General features: G+C 57.3%; 17 protein-coding genes and 3 pseudogenes. 14 read left to right on the forward strand and 6 right to left on the reverse strand.

Features of this window, described 5'->3' with window-relative positions; translation table 11 throughout:
- The first annotated feature begins 11 nt into the window (after positions 1-11).
- The 14 genes and pseudogenes from CMN55_RS16960 to CMN55_RS16980 all read left to right on the forward strand — a co-directional run bounded on the left by CMN55_RS16960 (position 12) and on the right by CMN55_RS16980 (position 13,430).
- Positions 12-1,194: pseudogene (locus CMN55_RS16960) on the forward strand (lipid-transfer protein).
- 65 nt (positions 1,195-1,259) lie between these two features.
- Positions 1,260-1,703 (forward strand): MaoC family dehydratase N-terminal domain-containing protein, encoded by a 444-nt coding sequence (locus CMN55_RS16965; RefSeq protein WP_366931934.1) that lies wholly within the window; start codon positions 1,260-1,262, stop codon positions 1,701-1,703.
- Positions 1,704-1,714: 11 nt separating this feature from the next.
- Positions 1,715-2,134, forward strand: a complete 420-nt coding sequence (locus CMN55_RS01465; protein WP_293947759.1) for a MaoC family dehydratase — start codon at positions 1,715-1,717, stop codon at positions 2,132-2,134.
- A 35-nt stretch (positions 2,135-2,169) separates the two neighbouring features.
- Positions 2,170-2,994 carry an SDR family NAD(P)-dependent oxidoreductase gene (locus CMN55_RS01470; protein ID WP_293947760.1) on the forward strand — a complete coding sequence of 275 codons (825 nt, stop codon included), beginning with the start codon at positions 2,170-2,172 and terminating at the stop codon, positions 2,992-2,994.
- Between the two features lie 15 nt (positions 2,995-3,009).
- Positions 3,010-3,774, forward strand: a complete 765-nt coding sequence (locus CMN55_RS01475) for an enoyl-CoA hydratase-related protein (RefSeq protein ID WP_293947761.1) — start codon at positions 3,010-3,012, stop codon at positions 3,772-3,774.
- A gap of 284 nt (positions 3,775-4,058) precedes the next feature.
- Positions 4,059-5,226, forward strand: a pseudogene (locus tag CMN55_RS01480) (acyl-CoA dehydrogenase family protein).
- Positions 5,227-5,298: 72 nt separating this feature from the next.
- Positions 5,299-6,849, forward strand: a pseudogene (locus tag CMN55_RS01485) (class I adenylate-forming enzyme family protein).
- Between the two features lie 164 nt (positions 6,850-7,013).
- Entirely contained in the window at positions 7,014-8,063 is a 1,050-nt protein-coding gene (locus CMN55_RS01490) for a TRAP transporter substrate-binding protein (protein WP_293947763.1), read from the forward strand.
- A gap of 8 nt (positions 8,064-8,071) precedes the next feature.
- Positions 8,072-8,590: a TRAP transporter small permease gene (locus tag CMN55_RS01495; protein WP_293947764.1), complete on the forward strand. Its 519-nt coding sequence runs from the start codon at positions 8,072-8,074 to the stop codon at positions 8,588-8,590.
- Positions 8,583-9,896: a TRAP transporter large permease gene (locus CMN55_RS01500; protein WP_293947765.1), complete on the forward strand. Its 1,314-nt coding sequence runs from the start codon at positions 8,583-8,585 to the stop codon at positions 9,894-9,896. Before CMN55_RS01495 ends, CMN55_RS01500 begins: the two co-directional genes overlap by 8 nt.
- An 85-nt stretch (positions 9,897-9,981) precedes the next feature.
- Positions 9,982-10,788, forward strand: a complete 807-nt coding sequence (locus tag CMN55_RS01505) for an enoyl-CoA hydratase/isomerase family protein (RefSeq protein WP_459253636.1) — start codon at positions 9,982-9,984, stop codon at positions 10,786-10,788.
- A gap of 22 nt (positions 10,789-10,810) precedes the next feature.
- Positions 10,811-11,605 carry an SDR family NAD(P)-dependent oxidoreductase gene (locus CMN55_RS16970; RefSeq protein WP_366931935.1) on the forward strand — a complete coding sequence of 265 codons (795 nt, stop codon included), beginning with the start codon at positions 10,811-10,813 and terminating at the stop codon, positions 11,603-11,605.
- 100 nt (positions 11,606-11,705) lie between these two features.
- Positions 11,706-12,287 carry a TetR/AcrR family transcriptional regulator gene (locus CMN55_RS17425; protein ID WP_459253632.1) on the forward strand — a complete coding sequence of 194 codons (582 nt, stop codon included), beginning with the start codon at positions 11,706-11,708 and terminating at the stop codon, positions 12,285-12,287.
- A 51-nt stretch (positions 12,288-12,338) separates the two neighbouring features.
- The gene (locus CMN55_RS16980) at positions 12,339-13,430 is read left to right on the forward strand and encodes a CaiB/BaiF CoA transferase family protein (RefSeq protein ID WP_366931936.1); all 1,092 of its coding nucleotides are present in this window, start codon (positions 12,339-12,341) and stop codon (positions 13,428-13,430) included.
- A gap of 58 nt (positions 13,431-13,488) precedes the next feature.
- Here the strand turns inward: CMN55_RS16980 and CMN55_RS16985 are convergent, their stop codons facing one another.
- From CMN55_RS16985 to CMN55_RS01530, 6 genes are all read right to left on the reverse strand, one after another.
- The gene (locus CMN55_RS16985) at positions 13,489-13,707 is read right to left on the reverse strand and encodes a formate dehydrogenase subunit delta (RefSeq protein ID WP_366931937.1); all 219 of its coding nucleotides are present in this window, start codon (positions 13,705-13,707) and stop codon (positions 13,489-13,491) included.
- The gene (fdhD, locus tag CMN55_RS01510; protein WP_293947767.1) at positions 13,697-14,518 is read right to left on the reverse strand and encodes a formate dehydrogenase accessory sulfurtransferase FdhD; all 822 of its coding nucleotides are present in this window, start codon (positions 14,516-14,518) and stop codon (positions 13,697-13,699) included. Before fdhD ends, CMN55_RS16985 begins: the two co-directional genes overlap by 11 nt.
- Positions 14,519-14,520: 2 nt before the next feature.
- Positions 14,521-17,406 (reverse strand): formate dehydrogenase subunit alpha, encoded by a 2,886-nt coding sequence (gene fdhF / locus CMN55_RS01515; RefSeq protein ID WP_366931938.1) that lies wholly within the window; start codon positions 17,404-17,406, stop codon positions 14,521-14,523.
- Complete coding sequence (locus tag CMN55_RS01520; RefSeq protein ID WP_293947769.1) at positions 17,403-18,920, reverse strand: formate dehydrogenase beta subunit; 1,518 nt, start codon at positions 18,918-18,920, stop codon at positions 17,403-17,405. The genes fdhF and CMN55_RS01520 overlap by 4 nt, the downstream gene beginning before the upstream one ends.
- Positions 18,917-19,393 carry a formate dehydrogenase subunit gamma gene (locus CMN55_RS01525; protein WP_293947770.1) on the reverse strand — a complete coding sequence of 159 codons (477 nt, stop codon included), beginning with the start codon at positions 19,391-19,393 and terminating at the stop codon, positions 18,917-18,919. Before CMN55_RS01525 ends, CMN55_RS01520 begins: the two co-directional genes overlap by 4 nt.
- 90 nt (positions 19,394-19,483) lie before the next feature.
- Positions 19,484-20,371, reverse strand: coding sequence for a LysR family transcriptional regulator (locus CMN55_RS01530; protein ID WP_293947771.1), 888 nt, complete (start codon positions 20,369-20,371; stop codon positions 19,484-19,486).
- Positions 20,372-20,375: the final 4 nt, after the last annotated feature.

A 20,375-nucleotide genomic window follows, 5' to 3' on the forward strand; every position in this document is an offset into this window, starting at 1 on the left:
AANGAANCATTATGGGAAANAGAATTGTTGTTGCNGGCGTCGGCATGACGCCNTTCGTNAAGCCNGGAGAGAATGANGANTACCCTGTCATGGGGGCGAAAGCCATCAATATGGCGCTTCAGGATGCCGGGATCGGNTATGACAAGATCCAGCANGCCTATGCCGGTTACGTTTATGGCGACAGCACCTGCGGCCAGCGGGTGNTNTATGAAGTNGGNATGACGGGCATTCCGATTGTCAANGTNAACAANAANTGCTCGACCGGCTCAACGGCGCTGTTNCTGGCCCGTCAGGCGGTTGAAGCCGGGGTGGTTGACTGCGCGCTTGCCNTCGGNTTTGAGCAGATGGCGCCCGGGGCNCTNGCGGATGTCTGGACCGANCGGCCNAGNCCGCTTGGCAAATTCAATCANCTTGACGGANGANCTGACGCAGGATTTCACNTCGCCCATGGCNATCAAGATGTTTGGCGGGGCCGGNCTCGCGCATCAGNNGAANTATGGCACAAAGGATGAAACCTTCGCCAANATCCGCGCCAAGGCGAGCCGTCATGCNGTNCATAATGAAAAGGCAATTTTCCGCAAGGAGATTTCCGTAGAGGATGTCATGGGCTCCCCGCGCATGACCNCNCTGTTGACCCGNCTNCANTGCTGCCCGCCGACCTGTGGCGCGGCGGCGGCCATCGTCTGCAGTGAAGAATATGCAAAACGGCACGGGATTGATACCGGCGTGGTGATTGCNGGNCAGGCNATGACGACCGATTACAGCTCGACATTTGACATGAACGACATGATGCGGGTGGTTGGATATGACATGACGGCCGCCGCGGCCCGCAAGGTTTATGANCAGGCCGGTGTCGGCCCCGCAGANGTCGANGTNGCAGAGCTNCATGACTGCTTNACNGCCAATGANCTGATCACCTATGANGGGCTTGGNTTNGCAGATGAGGGCGGCGCTGAAAAATTCATCTGGGATGAAGACAATACCTATGGNGGCAAGGTNGTGACNAACCCGTCCGGNGGNCTNCTTTCAAAGGGNCATCCGCTCGGGGCGACCGGCCTTGCGCAATGTTTCGAATTGGTCTCGCAGCTTCGCGGCAATTCCGGNAANCGGCAGGTNGANGGNGCGAGAACGGCGCTTCANCATAACCTCGGCCTTGGCGGNGCCTGTGTCGTCACGATGTATCAGAAAGCATAAAGCTCCTCCCATGGCGTGCCCTGCTTCGGCGGGCACGCCTTTTTTTAGNNTGGAAATANTGAACNATGATTGATCGCAGNCATATCGGGCGTGAATTCGGCGTNCACACGGCAGATATTGANAAGGGCCGTCTCCGATTTTTCGCCAAGGCAACANGGGAAAGCAATCCCGTCTATTTTGATGAAGCGGCCGCGAAAGAGGCAGGCCATCCNACGCTTCCCGCACCGCCCACCTTCCTTTTCTCGATGGACATGGAAGTCCCNGAACCCTTCGGCATTTTGNANGTCATGGANATCGANCTCGGGAAGGTCCTGCATGGCACGCAGGAGTTTACNTANCATAAGCCTGTGTATGCCGGGGATGCCATTTCCTTCCGCTCCGTTGTCACGGATATCTATGAGAAGAAGGGCGGGGCGCTGGAATTTGTCGTNAAAAAGACNAGCGCCACGAACCAGAAGGGCGANCTGGTCGCCGAAATGACNCGCACNCTTGTNGTGCGCAACGGGTGAGGGGGACACACATGAGCACAATAAATTTCGACTCCTTGAATGTTGGCGATCAGATTCCGGGGCTGACAAAGCCGCCGATCACCCGCACGACGCTTGCGCTGTTTGCCGGGGCGTCCGGTGATCACAATCCGATCCATATTGATATCGACTTTGCAAAGGCCGCCGGGATGGAGGATGTCTTCGCCCATGGGATGCTGTCGATGGCCTATCTGGCGCAAACCCTGACAGGTTGGGTGCCGCAATCGGCGCTGCGCGGCTTCAATATCCGCTTTTCCTCCATCACCCATCTTCAGGACCGGATCTCCTGCGAGGGTGAAGTAACTGAAAAATTTGAAGAGGCGGGCGAGAAGCGCCTGCGTGTCACACTCACCGCCGTCAATCAGGACGGGGATGTCAAACTGGCGGGGGATGCGGTAGTCGCCCTTGCCTGAACCAAACATAAAAACACAAGAAGAGAGCTGAACAAATGAGCAAACTGCAGGGAAAAGTCGCCTATGTCACCGGATCGGGGCGCGGTATCGGCCGGTCCGTTGCGCTTAAACTCGCAAGCGAAGGGGCAAAGCTCGTCATCAATGACCTGGACGCCGCACCGGCAGAGGAAACAGTCGCTACCATCAAGTCGATGGGCGGGGATGCCATTGCGGTGCCCGGCAGTGTGACGGAAGAAGGCTTCGCGGAGCGGTTCATCAATAGCGGAATTGAAACCTTCGGGGCGGTGGATGTTATTGTCAATAATGCGGGCTATACTTGGGATGCGCTGGTTCACAAGATGAGCGATGAACAGTTCGATGCCATGCTGGATGTGCATCTGAAGGCGCCCTTCCGGATTATCCGCGCGGCGTCCGGCTTTATTCGCGGCGCGGCGGAAAAAGAGGCGGCGGAGGGACGCGAGGTTTTTCGCAAGATCGTCAATATTTCCTCCATCGCGGGGATTGGCGGAAATGCGGGGCAGATCAACTACTCCTCGGCCAAGTCGGGTATTCTTGGCATGACCAAGACGATGGCAAAGGAATGGGGACGGCACAAGGTCAATGTGAACTGCGTTGCCTTCGGTTTTATTCGCACCCGCCTGACCGAAGCCACAAATGAAAAGAAGACAATTGTCGTGGAGGGCAATGAAGTCGGGATCGGCATTCCGGAAAAACTTGTCGCCGGGATGGAAATGATGATCCCGCTTGGCCGCGCCGGAACGGCGGAGGAGGCCGCGGATGGCGTCTATCTCTTCTGTGCGCCGGAATCCAACTATATCAGCGGCCAGACGCTGATCGTGGGCGGCGGTCTCGTTATCTAGGAGAGGAGGAAAACCATGTCCTATGAAGATATTTCGCTTGAAATCGACGGTGGCATCGCGCGTCTGACTTTCCGTCGCCCCGACAAGCTCAATGCGCTGCGGGAACAGACCGGCGATGAAATGCAGGCTGCGTTTGATGAAATGGAGCAGAATCCGGATGTGCGCGTTGTCCTCCTGACCGGCGAGGGGCGGGCGTTCGGTGCCGGCTATGATCTGACCCGGGTCAAGCCGGGGGAGATCCCGGACATGGCGAAAATCCTGGAGGATAACTATAACCCGCTGACGCGCAAAATGCGGGCGTCCCGCCTGCCGATTGTGAGCGTGGTGAACGGGCCCTGTGCGGGCGCCTCCGTCGGGATCGCGCTCAGCGCCGATATCGTCATTGCCGCCCGCTCGGCTTATTTCTATGAACCCTTTGTCGGCCTCGCTCTTATCCCGGATGCGGGAAATACCCTGTTTTTGCCGCGGATCGTCGGCCGTATCCGGGCGGCCGGGGCGATGCTGCTTGCCGAGAAAATTTCCGCTGAGGAAGCGCTTTCCTGGGGCATGGTCTGGCGCGTCTATGAGGATGCAGAGCTGATGGGGGAGGCGGAGAAAATTGTGCAAAAGCTGGCGGGCTATTCGCCGACATCGGTGTCGCTGATCAAGAAGCTGATTTCTGAGGCGTCAGATCATGGCATGTCACATCAGCTTGACATGGAACGGGATGCGCAAGGAGAGGCCTGCGGCAGTGAGGAAATGCAGGCGGCGATCGCGTCTTTCTTTAAAGGCAAGCCGTAAAGGCAACCCTTTGGAAGGCGAGGCCACAGCAGGTATGCAAGATCGAAAGATCGGATAAATATCTGATGTTGCTCATATTTTTCTGTTGGTGGAAGATTGTTTTCCGCCAATGGAAAGTCTGCGATTTTTATAAAAATAAAAAATGAATCATAAATCATTATTTGTATTGACTCGCCCTGCTCCGCTCCCTAGAGTGGATTGCATACAGGGGATGTCCGGCGAAAACAGTTGCGATAGACAACAGCGTTAGAACGGTTTCGCATCGGATAGTTGATGAGGGAATAATGGAAATTTTTGAATCTCTGCCACAGTTGGCGGAGGATGAATTTGCACTCACGCGCGAAACGGCGCGCCGCTTCTTTGAAGAAGAGGCCGCACCGCATTATGCAGACTGGGAAAAACGCGGATATGTGGACCGTGACCTGTGGAAAAAAGCGGGCGGGCAGGGGCTTCTCTGTTCAATGATTTCCGAGGAATATGGTGGTATTGGTGGCAACTTTCTCCATGCCATGATTGTGGTTGAGGAGTTGGCGCGCAGTGAATGCGCCCTTCCGGGTCTGTTCACTCATTCCGATATTATCGTCCCTTATATCGCCCGCCTCGGAACGGAAGACCAGAAAAAACGCTGGCTTCCCGGTTGCGTCAGCGGTGATGTGATCGCCAGCATCGCGATTACCGAACCCGGCGCCGGTTCCGATATGAGAGGGGTCCGTCTGCGGGCGCGGCGTGATGGCAGCGACTGGATACTGGACGGTCAGAAAACATTCATTACCAATGGCTGGCTCGCCGATCTTATCATCGTGGTGGCNAATACCGATCCTGATGCGGGGTCCGCCAGCAAGAGTCTCTTCCTCGTTGATGCAAAAACTGAAGGGTTCCGGCGCGGCCGATTGCTCGAAAANGTCGGGCAAAAAGCGCAGGACACGGCGGAACTCTTTTTTGATGAGGTGCGNGTNCCGNCGTCCGCCATGCTCGGCGAAGANGGGGGTGGGCTCAAATATCTCATGCAGGAACTNCCGGTTGAGANGTCTGCTGGTNGGNGTNTGGGCGCAGGCCATTGCCGAGCGGGTGTTTGAGCGNACCGTTGACTATGTTTTTGAGCGCAAGGCGTTCGGGCAGANAATCGGAGATTTCCAGACCGCTAAATTNACCCTNTCNGAAGTTCGCACCGANCTGGAGGTCGGGCGCGCCTTCCTCAATGATTGCGTNGCGCGGCTGCTGCAANNGCGGCTCTCCGGNGANACGGCGGCAATGGCNAAATACTGGCTTTCCGATATGCAGGGGCGNGTGATTGACCGCTGTCTCCAGNTNTTCGGTGGCTATGGCTATATGTGGGANTANCCGGTNGCGCGCGCCTATGCGGATGCCCGGGCNCAGCGTATCTATGGCGGCGCCAACGAGATCATGAAAGAGATTATCGCACGCGGCATTCAGCAGCGNAACTGTGGTTAACTCATTGAAATTCAGNCTTAAACGGTATTGATCATGTCCGAGCANTGGAAGAAATACAAGTCACTGGCCGAGATGATCCGGGCACAGGCGGAAAAATCGCCGAACCGGCTGGCGCTGNTTGCCCGTTCGGCANCCGGGCAGGAANAGCGNCTGAGTTATGCGCAGATGGTCTGGCAGGGNGAGAAATTTGCGCANGGTCTGAAGCAGATTGGCGCCTCNGAGCGGGACCATATCGGGATCGCGCTCGATAACAAGTCCGCCTATGAGGCNATTGTCACGCTGCTGGCCTGTGCCTTTGGCGGTATGGTTTGCGTTCCCATCAATGCCCGGTTTGCGGAAGANGANTTTCTTCATGCCCTGACCCTTGCCGACATTCGCTTTGTCGTCTGTGATGGANTTACCGGCCCGCGGATAGAGGNGGTGCGCNNNAAGGCNCCGATGCTGGAGAAAATTCTGCTGGCGGGCGGCGCGCCCGGAGANNGNANNNTTCTATGGAATGATGTTTATGNGCNGGCGCAGAGGACGGAAGCGATCTGGCCNCAGCGGCANCATGAGGATATTTCCGAAATCCTNTTNACCTCCGGCACCACGTCGCGGCCCAAGGCGGCGCAGATGAGCCATCGCAGNGCACTGGCGAGCGCNTATGGTTTTGCAGACGCAATGAGCCTTAGGCAGGGGGATGTGTATCAGAGNTTTTTNCCTTTCTTNACNACGGCCTGNCTGCGCTGTGTGCTGTACCCGAGCTGGTTTGTCGGNGCGACGGCGGTCGTTGATCCGGAATTGAATGTGGCGGATATCCTGGGGCGGATGGAAAGGGAGAGGACGACAACNTATATCGGCGTGCCGTCCTTCTATATTTTCATGCTGGAGAAATATCAGGANCTCAACCGGGATTTGTCCGCCTTGCGGATCATCAATGCCGGTGGNGCGGCCATGCCGGCCGAACTGACGCGGCGCNTNCTTGNGGCNTTTCCCGATCTGGATGTGCGGCANACCTATGGCCAGACAGAGGGCGGNCCNTGCGGNACCGTTCTGGTCGGGGAAGAGGCGCTCGCNCATATCGGCTCCTCCGGCGTTCCNTGGNNNGANACGGANCTGCGGATAGTCGATGACAATGTCNAGGATGTTCNGGCGGGTGCGGTGGGAGAAATTGNCGTGCGCTCCCCGTCGCTTTTCTCGGGNTATTACAAGAATGAAGAAGCGACCCGCGANGCCCTCAAGGATGGCTGGCTGCTCTCCGGCGATCTCGGGAAACGGGATGAGGGCGGNTATCTCTATGTTGTTGATCGCAAGAAAGACATGGTCATTCGCGGCGGGCACAATATCGGTACACAGGAGGTGGAGGCCGTTCTGCTGCGCTANGAAGGNGTTGANGAAGTNGCGGTGATTGGCATTCCGCATGACAAGCTCGGNGANGATCTTCTCGCGGTCATGACAGTNGCACCGGGCGCGCAGGTTGATACAGACAAAATCCGTGAGTTTTGCGCTGACAAGCTGGCGGATTTCAAGATCCCGCGGCGCTTTGAAATTATCGCAGAAATGCCACGCTCTCCGATGGGGAAAATCCTGAAAACGGAGCTGCGGGCGACATACAAGAATTTGGTGATGGCGAAGGCGAGTTGATCGTCATGCCCCGTCATATCGGCCCTTGATCGGCTGTTGGCGGGGGTGTTCAGGAACTGTCAGGGAGGAGAGGTCTTCAAAAGAAACACTGGCACAAAGCCGCCCGGTCAAGAGGCGGTATAAAATGAAATATGAATCAATAAATATCTAACAAGGACGGTAAGATGATTGGGAAACTGAAACAAAATCTGACACTCGGGCTGGCGGCGCTGGCGCTCTGCTCCACGGCGGCTATCGGCACTGTCTCGGCGGAGGAATATCCATCGCTTAATCTGCGGCTGGCGCATTTTGTTCCGTCAAATACGGCGGGCGCGCAGTGGGAGCAATGGTGGGCGGATGAAGTTGAAAAACGTTCGGACGGCAAGATCAAGGTGAAGATTTTCTGGGCCGGAAGCATGGGTGGGCCGAAGGAAATTCTGAAACTCACCGGTACCGGTGCGGTGCAGCTTGGCGCCACGGCGCAAGGGTATTTCACGGCCGAACTGCCGGTTGCCGGTAATGCCTCGCATCTGCGTGTTCATGAAACGCCGCAGCAGGCGGTTGATACCTGGAAGCGCTGGCAGGAAGACCCGCAAACCCAGGCCGATCTTGAAAACAACGGTGTCATCGCGCTGTATCATCAGGGCAGCAACCCCTATCGTCTGTTCTGCACCAAGCCGGTCAAGACTGTTGCCGAATTGAATGGCCTGCGTGTGCGGGTGCCGGGCGCGCCTTACTGGCCGGAATATTTCGCGAAAGTCGGCGTGGTGCCTGTCTCCATCCCCTATAGCGAAATGTATGACGCCCTGCAAAAGGGAACGGTGGATTGTTCTCTTGCGGCTCATGAGCAGGCAATTTCCGGTAAATTCTATGAAGTCGCGAAATATGCGATTGACCTGAATTTCGGTGCGCAGCCGGTCTGGGGCATTTTTGTCAACCGCAAGCTGTTCAACGAATGGCCGGAAAATGTCCAGAAGCTGATGCTGGATGTCAGCAATGAGTTGATGGAAAAAGAGCCGAAGGAAGCTGCGGAACTGGCAGAGAAAACCATCAATGAGGATTTCCCGGCCCATGGCGTCACCTATGTGAAGTTCGAGGAAGCAGCGCAGCTTGACGAGAAAGCGGGTAGCATGATTGATATGTGGTCTGCTGATCTGAAGCAGCGCGGGTTTGGCGATGCTGTTGAACGCCTTCGTCCGGTCCTGACCGAGATGCAAGCAAAATTCCCGGACTGAGTGGGCTTATGAAAAGCTATTTCGAGCCATCTTTGCAGGTTATCTGCGCGCTCGCATTGGCGGTGATGATGTCGGTCGGGGCGATCGACATCATCCTCGGGCTGGCGTTTGATAAATACCTGCCCTTTAAAGTAGAGCTGAGCGGACTGCTGTTTGCGATTATCATCTTCGTCTCTCAGCCTCTGGTCACGATGCGGAATGAACATGTTGTTGTCGATATCATATCCGGCAAACTGACGTCCGGCTGGAAGTTGCTCAGCCTGGCGATTGCAAAGCTGACGGCGATTGGCGTTTTAACGCTTCTCGCCATCGCGGCATGGAGCCTTTTCCAGTCGAGCTGGAATATCAAGGAACGGTCATCCGACTTTCTGCAGATACCGATCTATCCGGTTAAATTCATGATTTTTGCGGGCTTTACTCTCGCGGCGCTGGTTTCTGTGATCCAGCTTGTCCGGCTTTTTATGAAATCTGAAACAGGCCCTTCCGACGCAGAGGAACAGGCCGAAGGGGAGCGGACCAATGGATAGCATCATTTCCGGAGTGATCGCGATTGTGGCGCTGCTGGTCCTGCTGGGCTTCGGCGTACCGATCGCCTGGGCGATGACCGCCGTGGCGATTATCGGGATGTGGTTGGTCATTGATGGCAATTTCGCCATGTCGATGCTGGAAACGTTACCGTATGACACGGGGGTGAATTTTACGCTTGTTGTCATACCGATGTTTATTTTGATGGGCGGATTTTCCTCTCGCGCCGGAATTATCGAAGGGCTGTATGAGGCGGTTCACCGCTTTACCGCCCGCGCCAAGGGAAACCTGATCTATGCCACAATCGTGGCTTCGGCGGGCTTTGCGGCCGCCTCTGGGTCCACTCTCGTTTCCTCTTCGGTTTTTACCCGGATTGCCATGCCGCAGATGTTAAAATTTGGCTATTCGCCGGGGATTTCGGCGGGCAGTATTGCGGCCTCGGGGACGCTGGCGGCGCTTATTCCGCCATCCGTTGGTATTATCCTGATTGCCTCGCTCACAAACCAGTCAGTCGGCGCGCTGCTGATTGCAGGGGTTCTGCCCGGGATTTTGACGGCAGGGGCCTATATTGTCGGCATGCGGTTGTTTCTGATCCGTTATCCGCAATGGGCACCTTCTACGAATGAGAGCTATAGCTGGCGGGACAAATTCGCGGGCCTGCGCATGGTATGGGGGGTTGTCCTGTTGGCGACGCTGATTATCGGCGGGCTGTATAGCGGGTTGTTTTCTCCTTCGGCGGCCGGCGCGGTGGGCGCGGCAGGTGCCCTGTTGATCGGGCTCGGCATGCGGCGCCTGTCGGGTAATGATATCTGGGAATCCTTCAAGGAAGGAACGCTGGTCTCCGGTCGCCTGCTGATGATCTTGATCGGCGGGCTGTTGATGGGGCGGTTGCTTCTCGTCAATGGCTTTACCGATGAAATCAATAATTTTGTCGCCAGCATGGGGGTGAGCCCCATGGAGCTGATGATTTATATTGCGATCATGTTCATCGTGCTGGGAATGTTTGTGGATTCGCTGTCGCTGATTGTCATCACGCTGCCGTTTCTCTTTCCGATATCCCAGTCTCTCGGCATTAACGAAATCTGGTTTGGTATCATTATTCTCAAGCTGATTGAAATTGCGGCGATCACGCCGCCCGTTGGCCTCAACCTTTTCGCGGTGATGGGGGCGGCGCCGGAGTTGAAGGCGAGCGAGATGTATCGCGGTATCGTTCCCTTCCTGATGATAGAGATGGTTGTGCTGATGTTGCTGTTTGCCTTTCCGGAAATCGCCCTTTGGCTGCCGCAGACAATGGCGACAGGCACATAAAAAGTAGAATGTAGCGCGGTATCACCAGAATACCGGCGGAAATGTATGGAGTCAGGTAAAGATGAGCAGTGATAACAAGAATAATATGGAAGAAGCCTATGTCAGAAAGGACTACTCAGCCATAAAATGGCGCCGTCGCGGACGTGTTCTGACGTTGGAAATGAGCCGCCCGGCCGCTTTCAACGCCGTGGATGAGGTTTTGCATGAGGAGCTGTCCCGGGTTTTCCGCGATGCCGATGCGGACCCGGATTCCGATGTCATCATTCTTACCGGAGCGGGGCAGGCTTTCTGCGCCGGGGGGGATGTGAACTGGATGCAGCGGGCCATAGACGAGCCGGAAATGTTCGAGCAAACGGTCACCGAAGCCAAGCAGATTGTGTTTTCCATTCTGGACTGCGAGAAGCCGATCATTTGCCGGATTAATGGCCATGCCATGGGGCTGGGCTGTACGCTGGCGCTGTTCTGTGATGTTACCTTCATGAGCGATGCCGTGAAAATCGGCGATCCGCATGTTCTGATGGGAATGGTCGCCGGGGATGGCGGCGCGGTTATCTGGCCGGCGCTGGTCGGGCTCTCGCGGGCGAAAGAATTTCTTATGACCGGTGATCCGCTGACCGCGGCGGAGGCAAAGGAAATGGGCCTCGTCAATCATGTGTGCAAGGCGGATGAGTTGGATGAAAAGGTCAATACCTTCGCCGACAGGCTGGCAAATGGCCCNNTGAAATCCATNAAATGGACCAAGGTGAGCCTGAATATCCATCTTAAGCAGGTTGCGCATTCNGTGATGGATGCCTGNCTTGCCTATGAAGCCCTCACCAANCAGAGCGCGGATCATCAGGAGGCGGTCAATGCCTTCCGCGAGAAGCGCAAGCCNGTCTATACGGGAAAATAATTNTTTAGGCGAGAATTGAAGAATGGATAAGAGTTCAGGCATAACGCTGGCCGGACGGCGTATTCTGGTGACCGGTGCAGGCGGCGGGATTGGTCTTGCCATNGCGGANAAGCTGNTTGGCGCAGGCGCNCANGTNNTCNTNAANGATATATCGGCAGCNCCGCTTCNGGANGCNAAGGAACGTATNGGTGCGNCGGGNGCTCTTGTCGGAGATGTGTCCGATGANAGCTCNGTCANNAAAATGTTNGCNGAGATGAANGAAATGCTCGGCGGGATCGATGGNCTGGTNAATAANGCCGGNATCGCCGATCCGCTGCGCGGCACCAAGCGCCAGACACTGGCGGATTGGCGCCGGGTTATGGATGTGAATGTNCAGGGGTGTTTTCTGATGNTGCGCGANGCCGCCTCTTACATGCNGCCGGGCAGCGCCATCGTCAATATNGCCTCTGTTGTCGGNCTGGGNGGTTTTGCCGCNTCNAANGGNTATGGCGTCAGCAAGGCGGCCATTGTNATGATGACCAAGACGACGGCGACTGATTTTGCCCGTTTTGGCATNCGNGTGAATGCGGTGGCNCCCGGNGTGATCGANGCGCCNATGGCNTCCGAAATTCTCGGTGGCGGGTCGCTTGGGACGGATCCTTATGTCCGGCGTATNCCCATGGGCCGTCTTGGCAAGCCGGAAGAAATAGGAAATGCCGTACAGTTCTTGTTGTCNGGCATGGCGGAATATATAACCGGGGTNACCTTGCCGGTGGATGGGGGCTGGATGGCGTTTGGCGGCGCNGGAGATGCCTCTCATCAGACCGCAGCCGGATGATCCCGGCGATCCCGAGATGATGTGATGTATAAAGAGGGCCTGTGTGAGGATGNTGAGACCGAAAAGGAAGAATAGACCTTCGCGGGAAGAAAANGCGGTNATGAANNGGGAGGCGCTGATNGACAGCGCCGCCATCTGCATTGGCAAATTCGGCTATAATGATGCGTCGATTGCCAANATCGCNGATGGGGCCGGGCTCGCACATGGAACCTTCTATAATTATTTCGAGGATCGNCAGGATCTGTTCGACCAGCTTTTGCCCATCAAGGGGCAGGAAATCCTCGCCTACATACGCACACAGGTCAGACCGGCCCAAAGCCTTNTNGANATGGAGCGTCTCGGTCTGNTGGCCTTTCAATCNTATGTCCAGAAAAACCCCTGGTTTTTCCGTNTGCTCCATGAAGGGCGNTTNGCNACGCCNAAAGGNCANGCCATNCATATGGANAATCTGTTCAAACCTTTTGTCCGNGCGTTGAAACGCTGGCAGGANAAGGGCGAGTTGAAGGGATATACGGAGGCGCAGCTTGAATCGCTNGCCTTCCTGATGATCGGCGCCCGTGATTATCTGTTTCTGCGNTCGACAGATACGGGAATGGCNTTCAAGCCGCTGGAAGAGGCGCAGCTTGACGCCTATCTGGATTTGCTTCGCNATGGCCTNCTGATCAANCCNGAAGAGGCGTGAGGCCNGNCAAACTAAAACAACAACNGTANATAACAGGGAGNANNACGGATCATGGGACCGTTAAAAGGCATTAAAATTATCGAAATGGCGGGCATNGGGCCGGGGCCGTTCTGCGCCATGATGCTCTCTGACATGGGGGCGGANGTCATCCGNATTGACCGGCCCGGNGGNCATAACCTGCTNGGCCTNGATTATGACATCCTGAACCGGGGCAGGCGATCCATTGCGCTTGATNTNAAAACNCCGGAAGGAGTTGAAACCGTNCTNAANCTTGTTGAAAAGGCGGATGGGCTGATNGAAGGCTTTCGCCCCGGCGTNATGGAAAAACTCGGCCTTGGNCCNGATNTCTGTCAGAAATCCAATCCGAAGCTGGTCTATGGNCGGATGACNGGNTGGGGTCAGGACGGGCCGCTGNCNAAGGCNGCGGGGCATGATATCAATTATGTCGCNCTGACCGGTGCCCTGCATGCGATCGGATCAAANGCAGGCGGGCCCGTCCCGCCGCTTAACCTGATCGGCGATTTTGGTGGNGGCGCCCTNTATCTCGGNTTTGGCATGGTCTGTGGCCTGCTTGAGGCAAAGTNCTCCGGCAAGGGGCAGGTTGTTGACGTGGCAATGACCGATGGGGCNTCGTTGCTGATGGCGGCNATCTATAATCTGCATGGCGCNGGGAAATGGTCCNACANCCGGGANAGCAACCTTCTCGATGGCGGNGCNCATTTTTANGGATGNTATGAATGCGCCGATGGAAAGTGGATATCCGTCGGCTCCATCGAGCCGCAATTTTATGCGGAATTGCTTGAAAAAGCCGAACTTGACGATCCGGCGTTNAAGGGCCAGATGGATACCGGCAACTGGCCTGNCCTGAAAGANAAANTGGCGGATAAATTCCGGACGAAAAGCCGCGATGAATGGTGTGCCCTGATGGAGGGGACAGACATNTGCTTTGCGCCGGTACTTGATTTGCAGGANGCGCCGCANCATCCNCATAACAAGGCGCGGNATACTTTTATCACGCAGGATGGTGTTGTCCAACCGGCNCCGGCCCCGCGNTTCAGNCGGACAAAGCCGGAAATTCAGGCNCCGCCGCCCAANCCCGGCCAGCATACAGAGGACATATTGCGTGACTGGGGTGTTGCCTGACAGCANCCCGGGNGAGGGGGTNNTANCAGNGAAGTGGGTGTAAAANNCNNAAAATGGNTCAGGCNGTNGGCATGCGGATAAGGTCTNTNGCCGCNCATACCAACGGGTCGAGNCCCTGTCCNCCCTGTGCCAAATACNTCAANAGCTGCTGACGCATNCGCGGTTCCCANAANTCATTGATATGGTCAGCCACATTCTGCGCCTGATCCGTATTCGGCTGGCTTTTGAAAAAAGTCGCAATCTGATTGGCCATTCTGACCATCTTGTCATCTTGCATCGGCAGTTCCTGTCAGGATGCGGCCCGGATGGGAATATATCTCGAACTGGCCATCGCGGGCAAAGGCCGCAAGGGTGAGTACGGCCTTTTTTGCGAGATCAAGCGCATGGGCGGTGGGGGCGGAGGCGGCAATCAATACCGGACAGCCGGAGATGACTGTCTTCTGCACCATATCAACGGAGATGCGCGACGTCAGGAGGATGGCGCCGCTTCCTGCCTCCATTCCCTGCCTTGCAAGGGCGCCGATCAGCTTGTCGAGGGCGTTATGCCGTCCGACATCTTCCCGCGCCATCACGATGCCCCGGCCCGGCAGCAGGAAACCGGCCGCATGCAGGGCATGGGTGAGGTCATGGAGCGGCTGAAACTGCCGTAGGCTGTCTGTTGCACGGGCGATGTCATTCTGGCTGAAGGCCGGGCCAATGCCTTCAAGGCGAGGCAGGGGGCGCAGCGCTTGCTCCAAACTATCGATGCCGCAGAGCCCGCAGCCGAGCGGGCCGAGCATATTGCGTCTGCGTTCATGAACGAAATCCAACCGGTCGGCATTCAGAAAAAAGCGTGCCTCCAGCCCCTGTGCGTGGGGGATGATTTCCAATGTCTCGATCTGGTCGGGTGTTTCGATAAAGCCTTCGGTGAGGGCAAAGCCAACTGCAAAATCCTCCAGATCATCGGGCGTTGCCATCATGACAGCGGCGGTGGTGCCGTTGAAGACGAGGGCGACCGGTTTTTCTTCGGGCAGGATGCGGGAAATATCCCGGCGGCCGCCCTCCCGTATTGCCAGGCCCTGAACTTCGGCTGTCGATTGCGCTGCCATGATCATTCCGCTGCGGGAAGAATGCGGCGGGCCCTTGCGGCCTGAGCCTGATACTCTTCCTGCCATTCCGTCGGACCGTTGGAGAGGGATACCTGAACCGCCGTCACCTTGTATTCGGGGCAGTTTGTCGCCCAGTCGGAATAATCGGTGGTGACCACATTGGCCTGTGTATCAGGATGATGAAAGGTGGTGTAGACAACGCCCGGCGACACCCGGTCCGTAATATGGGCATGAAGCGTCGTCTCCCCGGACCGGGAAGCAAGTCTGATGAAATCCCCGTCGCGGATACCGCGTACCTCTGCGTCATGGGGATGAATTTCGAGGATGTCCCTGTCATGCCAGAGTGCGTTTGCCGTCCGCCGGGTCTGGGCCCCGACATTATATTGCGACAGCACCCGACCGGTTGTTAGAAGCAGCGGAAAGCGCGGGCCGGTCTTTTCATCGGTCGCCACATATTCGGTGACAATGAACCGCCCTTTTCCGCGCACAAAACCATCCATATGCATGAGGGGCGTTCCATTGGGCGCGGCTTCGTTGCAAGGCCACTGCACCGATCCCTTCTCATCCAGCAGATCATAGGAAACACCGGCAAAGCTCGGCGTGGTCGCGGCGATTTCATCCATGATCTGGGACGGATGCGTGTAACCCCAGTCTGCCCCCATGGCCTTGGCCAGCATCTGGGTGATTTGCCAGTCCGCATAGCCGTTGCGCGGCTCCATCACCTTGCGGACCCGGTTGATCCGCCGCTCTGCATTGGTGAAGGTGCCGTCCTTCTCCAGGAAAGTGGAGCCGGGCAGGAAGACATGGGCGTAGTTAGATGTTTCGTTCAGAAACAAATCATGGACGATGACACATTCCATGGCGGCAAGACCGGCCGCCACATGTTTTGTATCCGGGTCCGATTGCAGAATATCCTCGCCCTGACAATAAAGGCCTTTGAAGCTTCCTTCGACGGCGGCGTCCAGCATGTTGGGGATGCGCAGGCCCGGCTCCGGGTCGATTTTAACATTCCAGATTTTTTCATATATCGCCCGCACATCATCATTTTTGACATGGCGGTAGCCTGGCAATTCATGGGGGAAAGACCCCATATCGCAGGAGCCCTGGACGTTATTCTGGCCGCGCAGCGGGTTGACGCCGACGCCCGGCCGCCCGATGTTGCCGGTCAGCATAGCGAGATTGGCAATGCCGATGACGGTCGTGGACCCCTGACTATGCTCCGTCACGCCAAGGCCGTAATAGATGGCGCCGTTGCCGCCGGTCGCGAATAATCGGGCGGCGGCGCGCAGGTCGGCGGCGGGAACGCCCGTCAGCAGTTCCGTTGCCTCCGGGCTGTGGCGGGGATCGCGAATGAAATCGAGATAATCCTGAAAAGCATCGGGATCGCAGCGTTCCTTGATAAACGCGTCGTCCATCAGCCCCTCACTGGCAATGACGTGGGCCATGGCTGAAATAACGGCGACATTCGTGCCGGGCCGCAAGGGGAGATGGTAAGCGGCGCCAATGTGCGGTGATTTCACCAGATCAATCCGTCGCGGATCAATGACAATCAGCTTTGCCCCCTGCCGCAGGCGCTTCTTCAGGCGGCTGGCAAAAACGGGGTGGCCGTCCGTCGGGTTGGCGCCGATGACGATGACCACATCGCTCTGTTCAACGGAATCGAAATCCTGCGTTCCGGCGGAAGTGCCAAAGGTCTGTTTCAGCCCNTANCCNGTNGGNGAATGGCAGACGCGGGCGCAGGTATCGGTATTGTTGTTGAGGAAAACGCCNCGCGCNAGCTTNTGCACCAGATANGTTTCCTCATTCGTGCAGCGCGANGAGGTNATCACNCCGATGGCNCGNCGNCCATATNTTTCCTGCANGCCANGNAGCCGGTTTGCCGCGAAGCTGAGCGCCTCCTNCCAACTCACCTCCCGCCAGGGATCGGTGATATTCTCCCGGATCATCGGGTTCAGNATGCGGTCCTGATGCGCGGCGTAGCCATAGGCNAAGCGGCCCTTGACGCAGGAATGCCCGCGGTTGGCCTTGCCCTGCTTNTAGGGCACCATCCGCACCAGTTCATCGCCATTNAGTTCTGCCTTGAANGAGCAGCCGACACCGCAATAGGCGCAGGTCGTGACCACGCTGCGGGANGGGGTGCCAAGTTCAATCACGGATTTTTCCTGNAGNGTNGCCGTCGGGCANGCCTGAACGCAGGCGCCGCAGCTNACGCAATCNGAGGTCATGAAGNTGTCNTCTGCTGTGCCNGCGGAGACCCGGCTCTCAAATCCGCGCCCTTCGATGGTNAGGGCGAAGGTGCCCTGCACTTCNTCGCAGGCCCGCACGCAGCGGGANCAGACAATGCATTTCTCCGGATCATAGGTNAAATAGGGNTTGGAGATGTCGGNGGCCTTATATTCCGGGTTTGGCGCCTCGGCNGTGCCCTTTGCAAAATGNGTTCTGACNGGNTGATANCGCACATCGCGCAGGCCGACCATGCCCGCCATNTCCTGCAATTCGCAATCCCCNTTGGCGGAGCAGGTGAGNCAGTCCAGNGGATGATCNGATATNTATAACTCCATNACGCCCTTGCGGATTTTNTTCACCTTCTGCGANTGGGTGGAGACGACCATTCCCTCACTGACCGGTGTGGTGCAGGAAGAGGGTGTGCCGCGCCGCCCTTCAATCTCCACCACGCAGAGACGGCAGGAGCCNAANGCCTCAACGCTGTCGGTCGCGCAGAGCTTGGGGATNGGNATNCCAGCNTCCATCGCCGCNCGCATGACGGANNTGCCTTCNGNNGCNNTNACCTCAAAACCGTCAATTGTCAGATTAACNGGTTTTCCGATTTTNNNNGGNGTNCCGAGGTCNNGATCATTCAGCGGGGAGANAGGGGAGATATCTGTCATTCTGCGGCCTCCCGCGTGGGGACAAAGTCATCGGGAAAATGGGTNAGGGCNGACATGACGGGAAAGGGNGTGAANCCGCCCAGGGCGCAGAGNGAGCCATCCTTCATGGTCTCGCAAAGATCNGTGAGNAGCGGGATGGCCGCCACCTCGCCCNNNNCGATGCGATCAATCGTCTCCACACCGCGCACTGCGCCGATGCGGCAGGGNGTGCATTTGCCGCAGCTTTCCACGGCGCAGAATTCCATGGCGAAGCGNGCCATTTGCANCATNTCGGCGCTGTCATCAAANACNACNATCCCCGCATGACCGATCAGGCTGTNTTCGCGGTCAAANTCCTCATAGCCGAAGGGGGTATCGAATTTTGAGGGCGGCAGATAGGCNCCGAGGGGGCCGCCNACCTGCACNGCNTTGACNGGNCGNCCCGTCGCCGTNCCGCCGCCNATNTCGTTNACNAGCTCGCCAAGCGGCNTGCCGAAGGCCGTTTCAAACAGGCCGCCATATCGGACATTNCCNGCAANCTGGATCGGCATNGTNCCTTTTGACCGGCCAAGNCCGAAATNCGCATAAAAGGCGGNGCCCTTTTCAAAGATGACNGGNACGGTTGCCAGGCTGATGACATTGTTCACAACCGTCGGGCGACCCATAAAACCTTCCAGCGCGGGNANGGGCGGCTTGGCCCGNACGACNCCGCGCTTGCCTTCCAGTGAATTGAGNAGCGATGTTTCCTCGCCGCAGACATAGGCGCCCGCGCCAACGCGGACTTCCAGATCAAAGGTTTTGCNTGANCCCAGCACATCCGCACCCAGCAGGTGATNTTTCCGGCNAANTTCAACAGCCGCCTGCATNACGCGNANCGCATCGGGATATTCAGAGCGGATATAGACATATCCCTTTGTTGCGCCAACGCCGATCCCGGCGATGATCATNCCTTCNATCAGGGAGAAGGGATCCCCTTCCATCAGCATCCGGTCGGCGAAGGTGCCGCTGTCGCCTTCATCGGCGTTGCAGACGATATATTTCTGCGTGGCCCCGGCCTGCATCACTGTCTGCCATTTAAGGCCGGTCGGAAAGCCCGCCCCGCCACGCCCGCGCAGGCCGCTTTCAGTCACTTCGGCAATGATTTCCTCCCCCGTGAAGGTGAGGGCGCGCCGCAGTCCTATAAGGCCGCCATTCGCCTTGTAATCATCAAGGTCGAGCGGGTCGATAATTCCGCATCGGGCGAAGGTCAGGCGTGTCTGCCGGGCGAGGAAGGGAATCTCTTCCGTGGGGCCAAGGCCTGTCCGCTTTCCATCCAGCAGGGCGGGCACGTCATCGGGGGTTATGGGTCCGAAGGCCTCACGTCCGCAGCCCCGGTCAATTTCGACAAGCGGTTCCAGCCAGATCATCCCGCGGGAGCCGTTGCGGATAAGCTCAATATCAATTGCGCGCTGCGCTGCTTCCTTCCGGATGGCCTCCGCCACCTCATCGGCGCCGAGGGCGCGGGCGGCGCTGTCCATGGGGACATAGATTTTCATTGCGCCGCCTCTTTGAGGGTGGAACTGATCCGGGCCGCCGTCACCCGGCCCATCAGCTTGCCATCGACCGTTGCGGCCGGGGCGCAGGCGCAGAGGCCGAGACAGAAGACCGGCTCCACCGTAACTTCGTTATTCCGGGCGGTTTCATACCAGGCAAGGCCGAGGCTGGACAGGGCTTCTTCGGCAAGCCGGTTGGCGCCCATTGACTGGCAGGCCTCCCCCCGGCAAATCCGGATGAGATGCTTGCCCGCCGGTTTTTCACGGAAATCATGATAGAAGGATATCACGCCATGCAATTCCGCCTTGGTGATATTGAGGGCGGCGGCAATCGGCGCCATAGCCTTATCCGGAATATGGCTATAGCGTTCCTGAAAGGCGTGCAGTATCGGCAACAGGGGACCTTCCAGCGTCATATGCTGATTGATGAGACGACTGATATCGGCATCGTCGGGGGTATGTATCGTTGTATCCATAAAGCAGGACCTCCACCCTACCGGCTTCATTATTGCCTTTCATGATTTGGAATCAATATTGGAATTCCGTTAAACGATAGAAAAATGCTATCAATCTAGCTCCGAAATTCGCCGTGCCTCATTCAGCAATTCCTGAAGGATCGGCGTATGCGGTTCCCGGTAGGGGGCGATCAGCCCGACACTCGGATTGCTGATGCTTTCCGAGAAGGGAATAAGGGCAAGGTCCTTGCCTTCGGTCAGGAAGGTGGCGATATCCGTCGGCAGGACGGTAAGCCAGCCGCCACTTTCCACCGCCGAGATCAGCACAACCGTTGAATTGGATTCGATCAGCGCATCGGCATTGACCCCGGCTTCATGAAAATGCCGGTTGATAATCCGCCGGTTCTGCATGTCGGGCGTCAGCAGGCAGAGTTTCTGGCCTTGCAACTCCTGCCAGCGGACGGAGGCGCGCCCGGCAAAGGGCGATCCGCTCGCGCAGACCAGTCGGTAGCTCTCCCGGTAAAGCGGCTCCGCGCTGACCTTGCCGGTCGGCTCGCTATCCAGATAGGTTATGCCCGCGTCGATATCGAGATTATCCATCATCGCGAGAATCTCGATCGAAGGGCGGGAGAGAAGGGTAAAACGCGCCTTCGGATGGCTTTCGCAAAACCGGGATGTCAGGCGAGCCGCCCAGGTCAATGCGGTCGGGATCACGGCGATGCGCAGTTGCCCGCTCAAACCATGTCGCTTGAACCGCATTTCCTCCTTGAGCTGGCGGGTGTCACTGACAATGCGGCGGGCCCAGTTGAGCGCGCTTTGCCCTTCCGGCGTGAGGCCGCCATAGCGGGAGCCGCGGAAGATAAGCTTGACGCCGAGCTGCTCCTCCAGATTTTTGATGCCGGTCGACAGGGTCGGCTGCGTGATGCCGAGTTGATCGGCGGCCCGCCCGAAATGCCCGACCTTTGCCACAGCGATAAACATTTCCAGCTTGTCGATCATGGGG

Origin of the sequence: Sneathiella sp. (assembly GCF_002694385.1) — a bacterium.
In the GTDB taxonomy this organism is placed as follows: Bacteria; Pseudomonadota; Alphaproteobacteria; order Sneathiellales; family Sneathiellaceae; genus Sneathiella.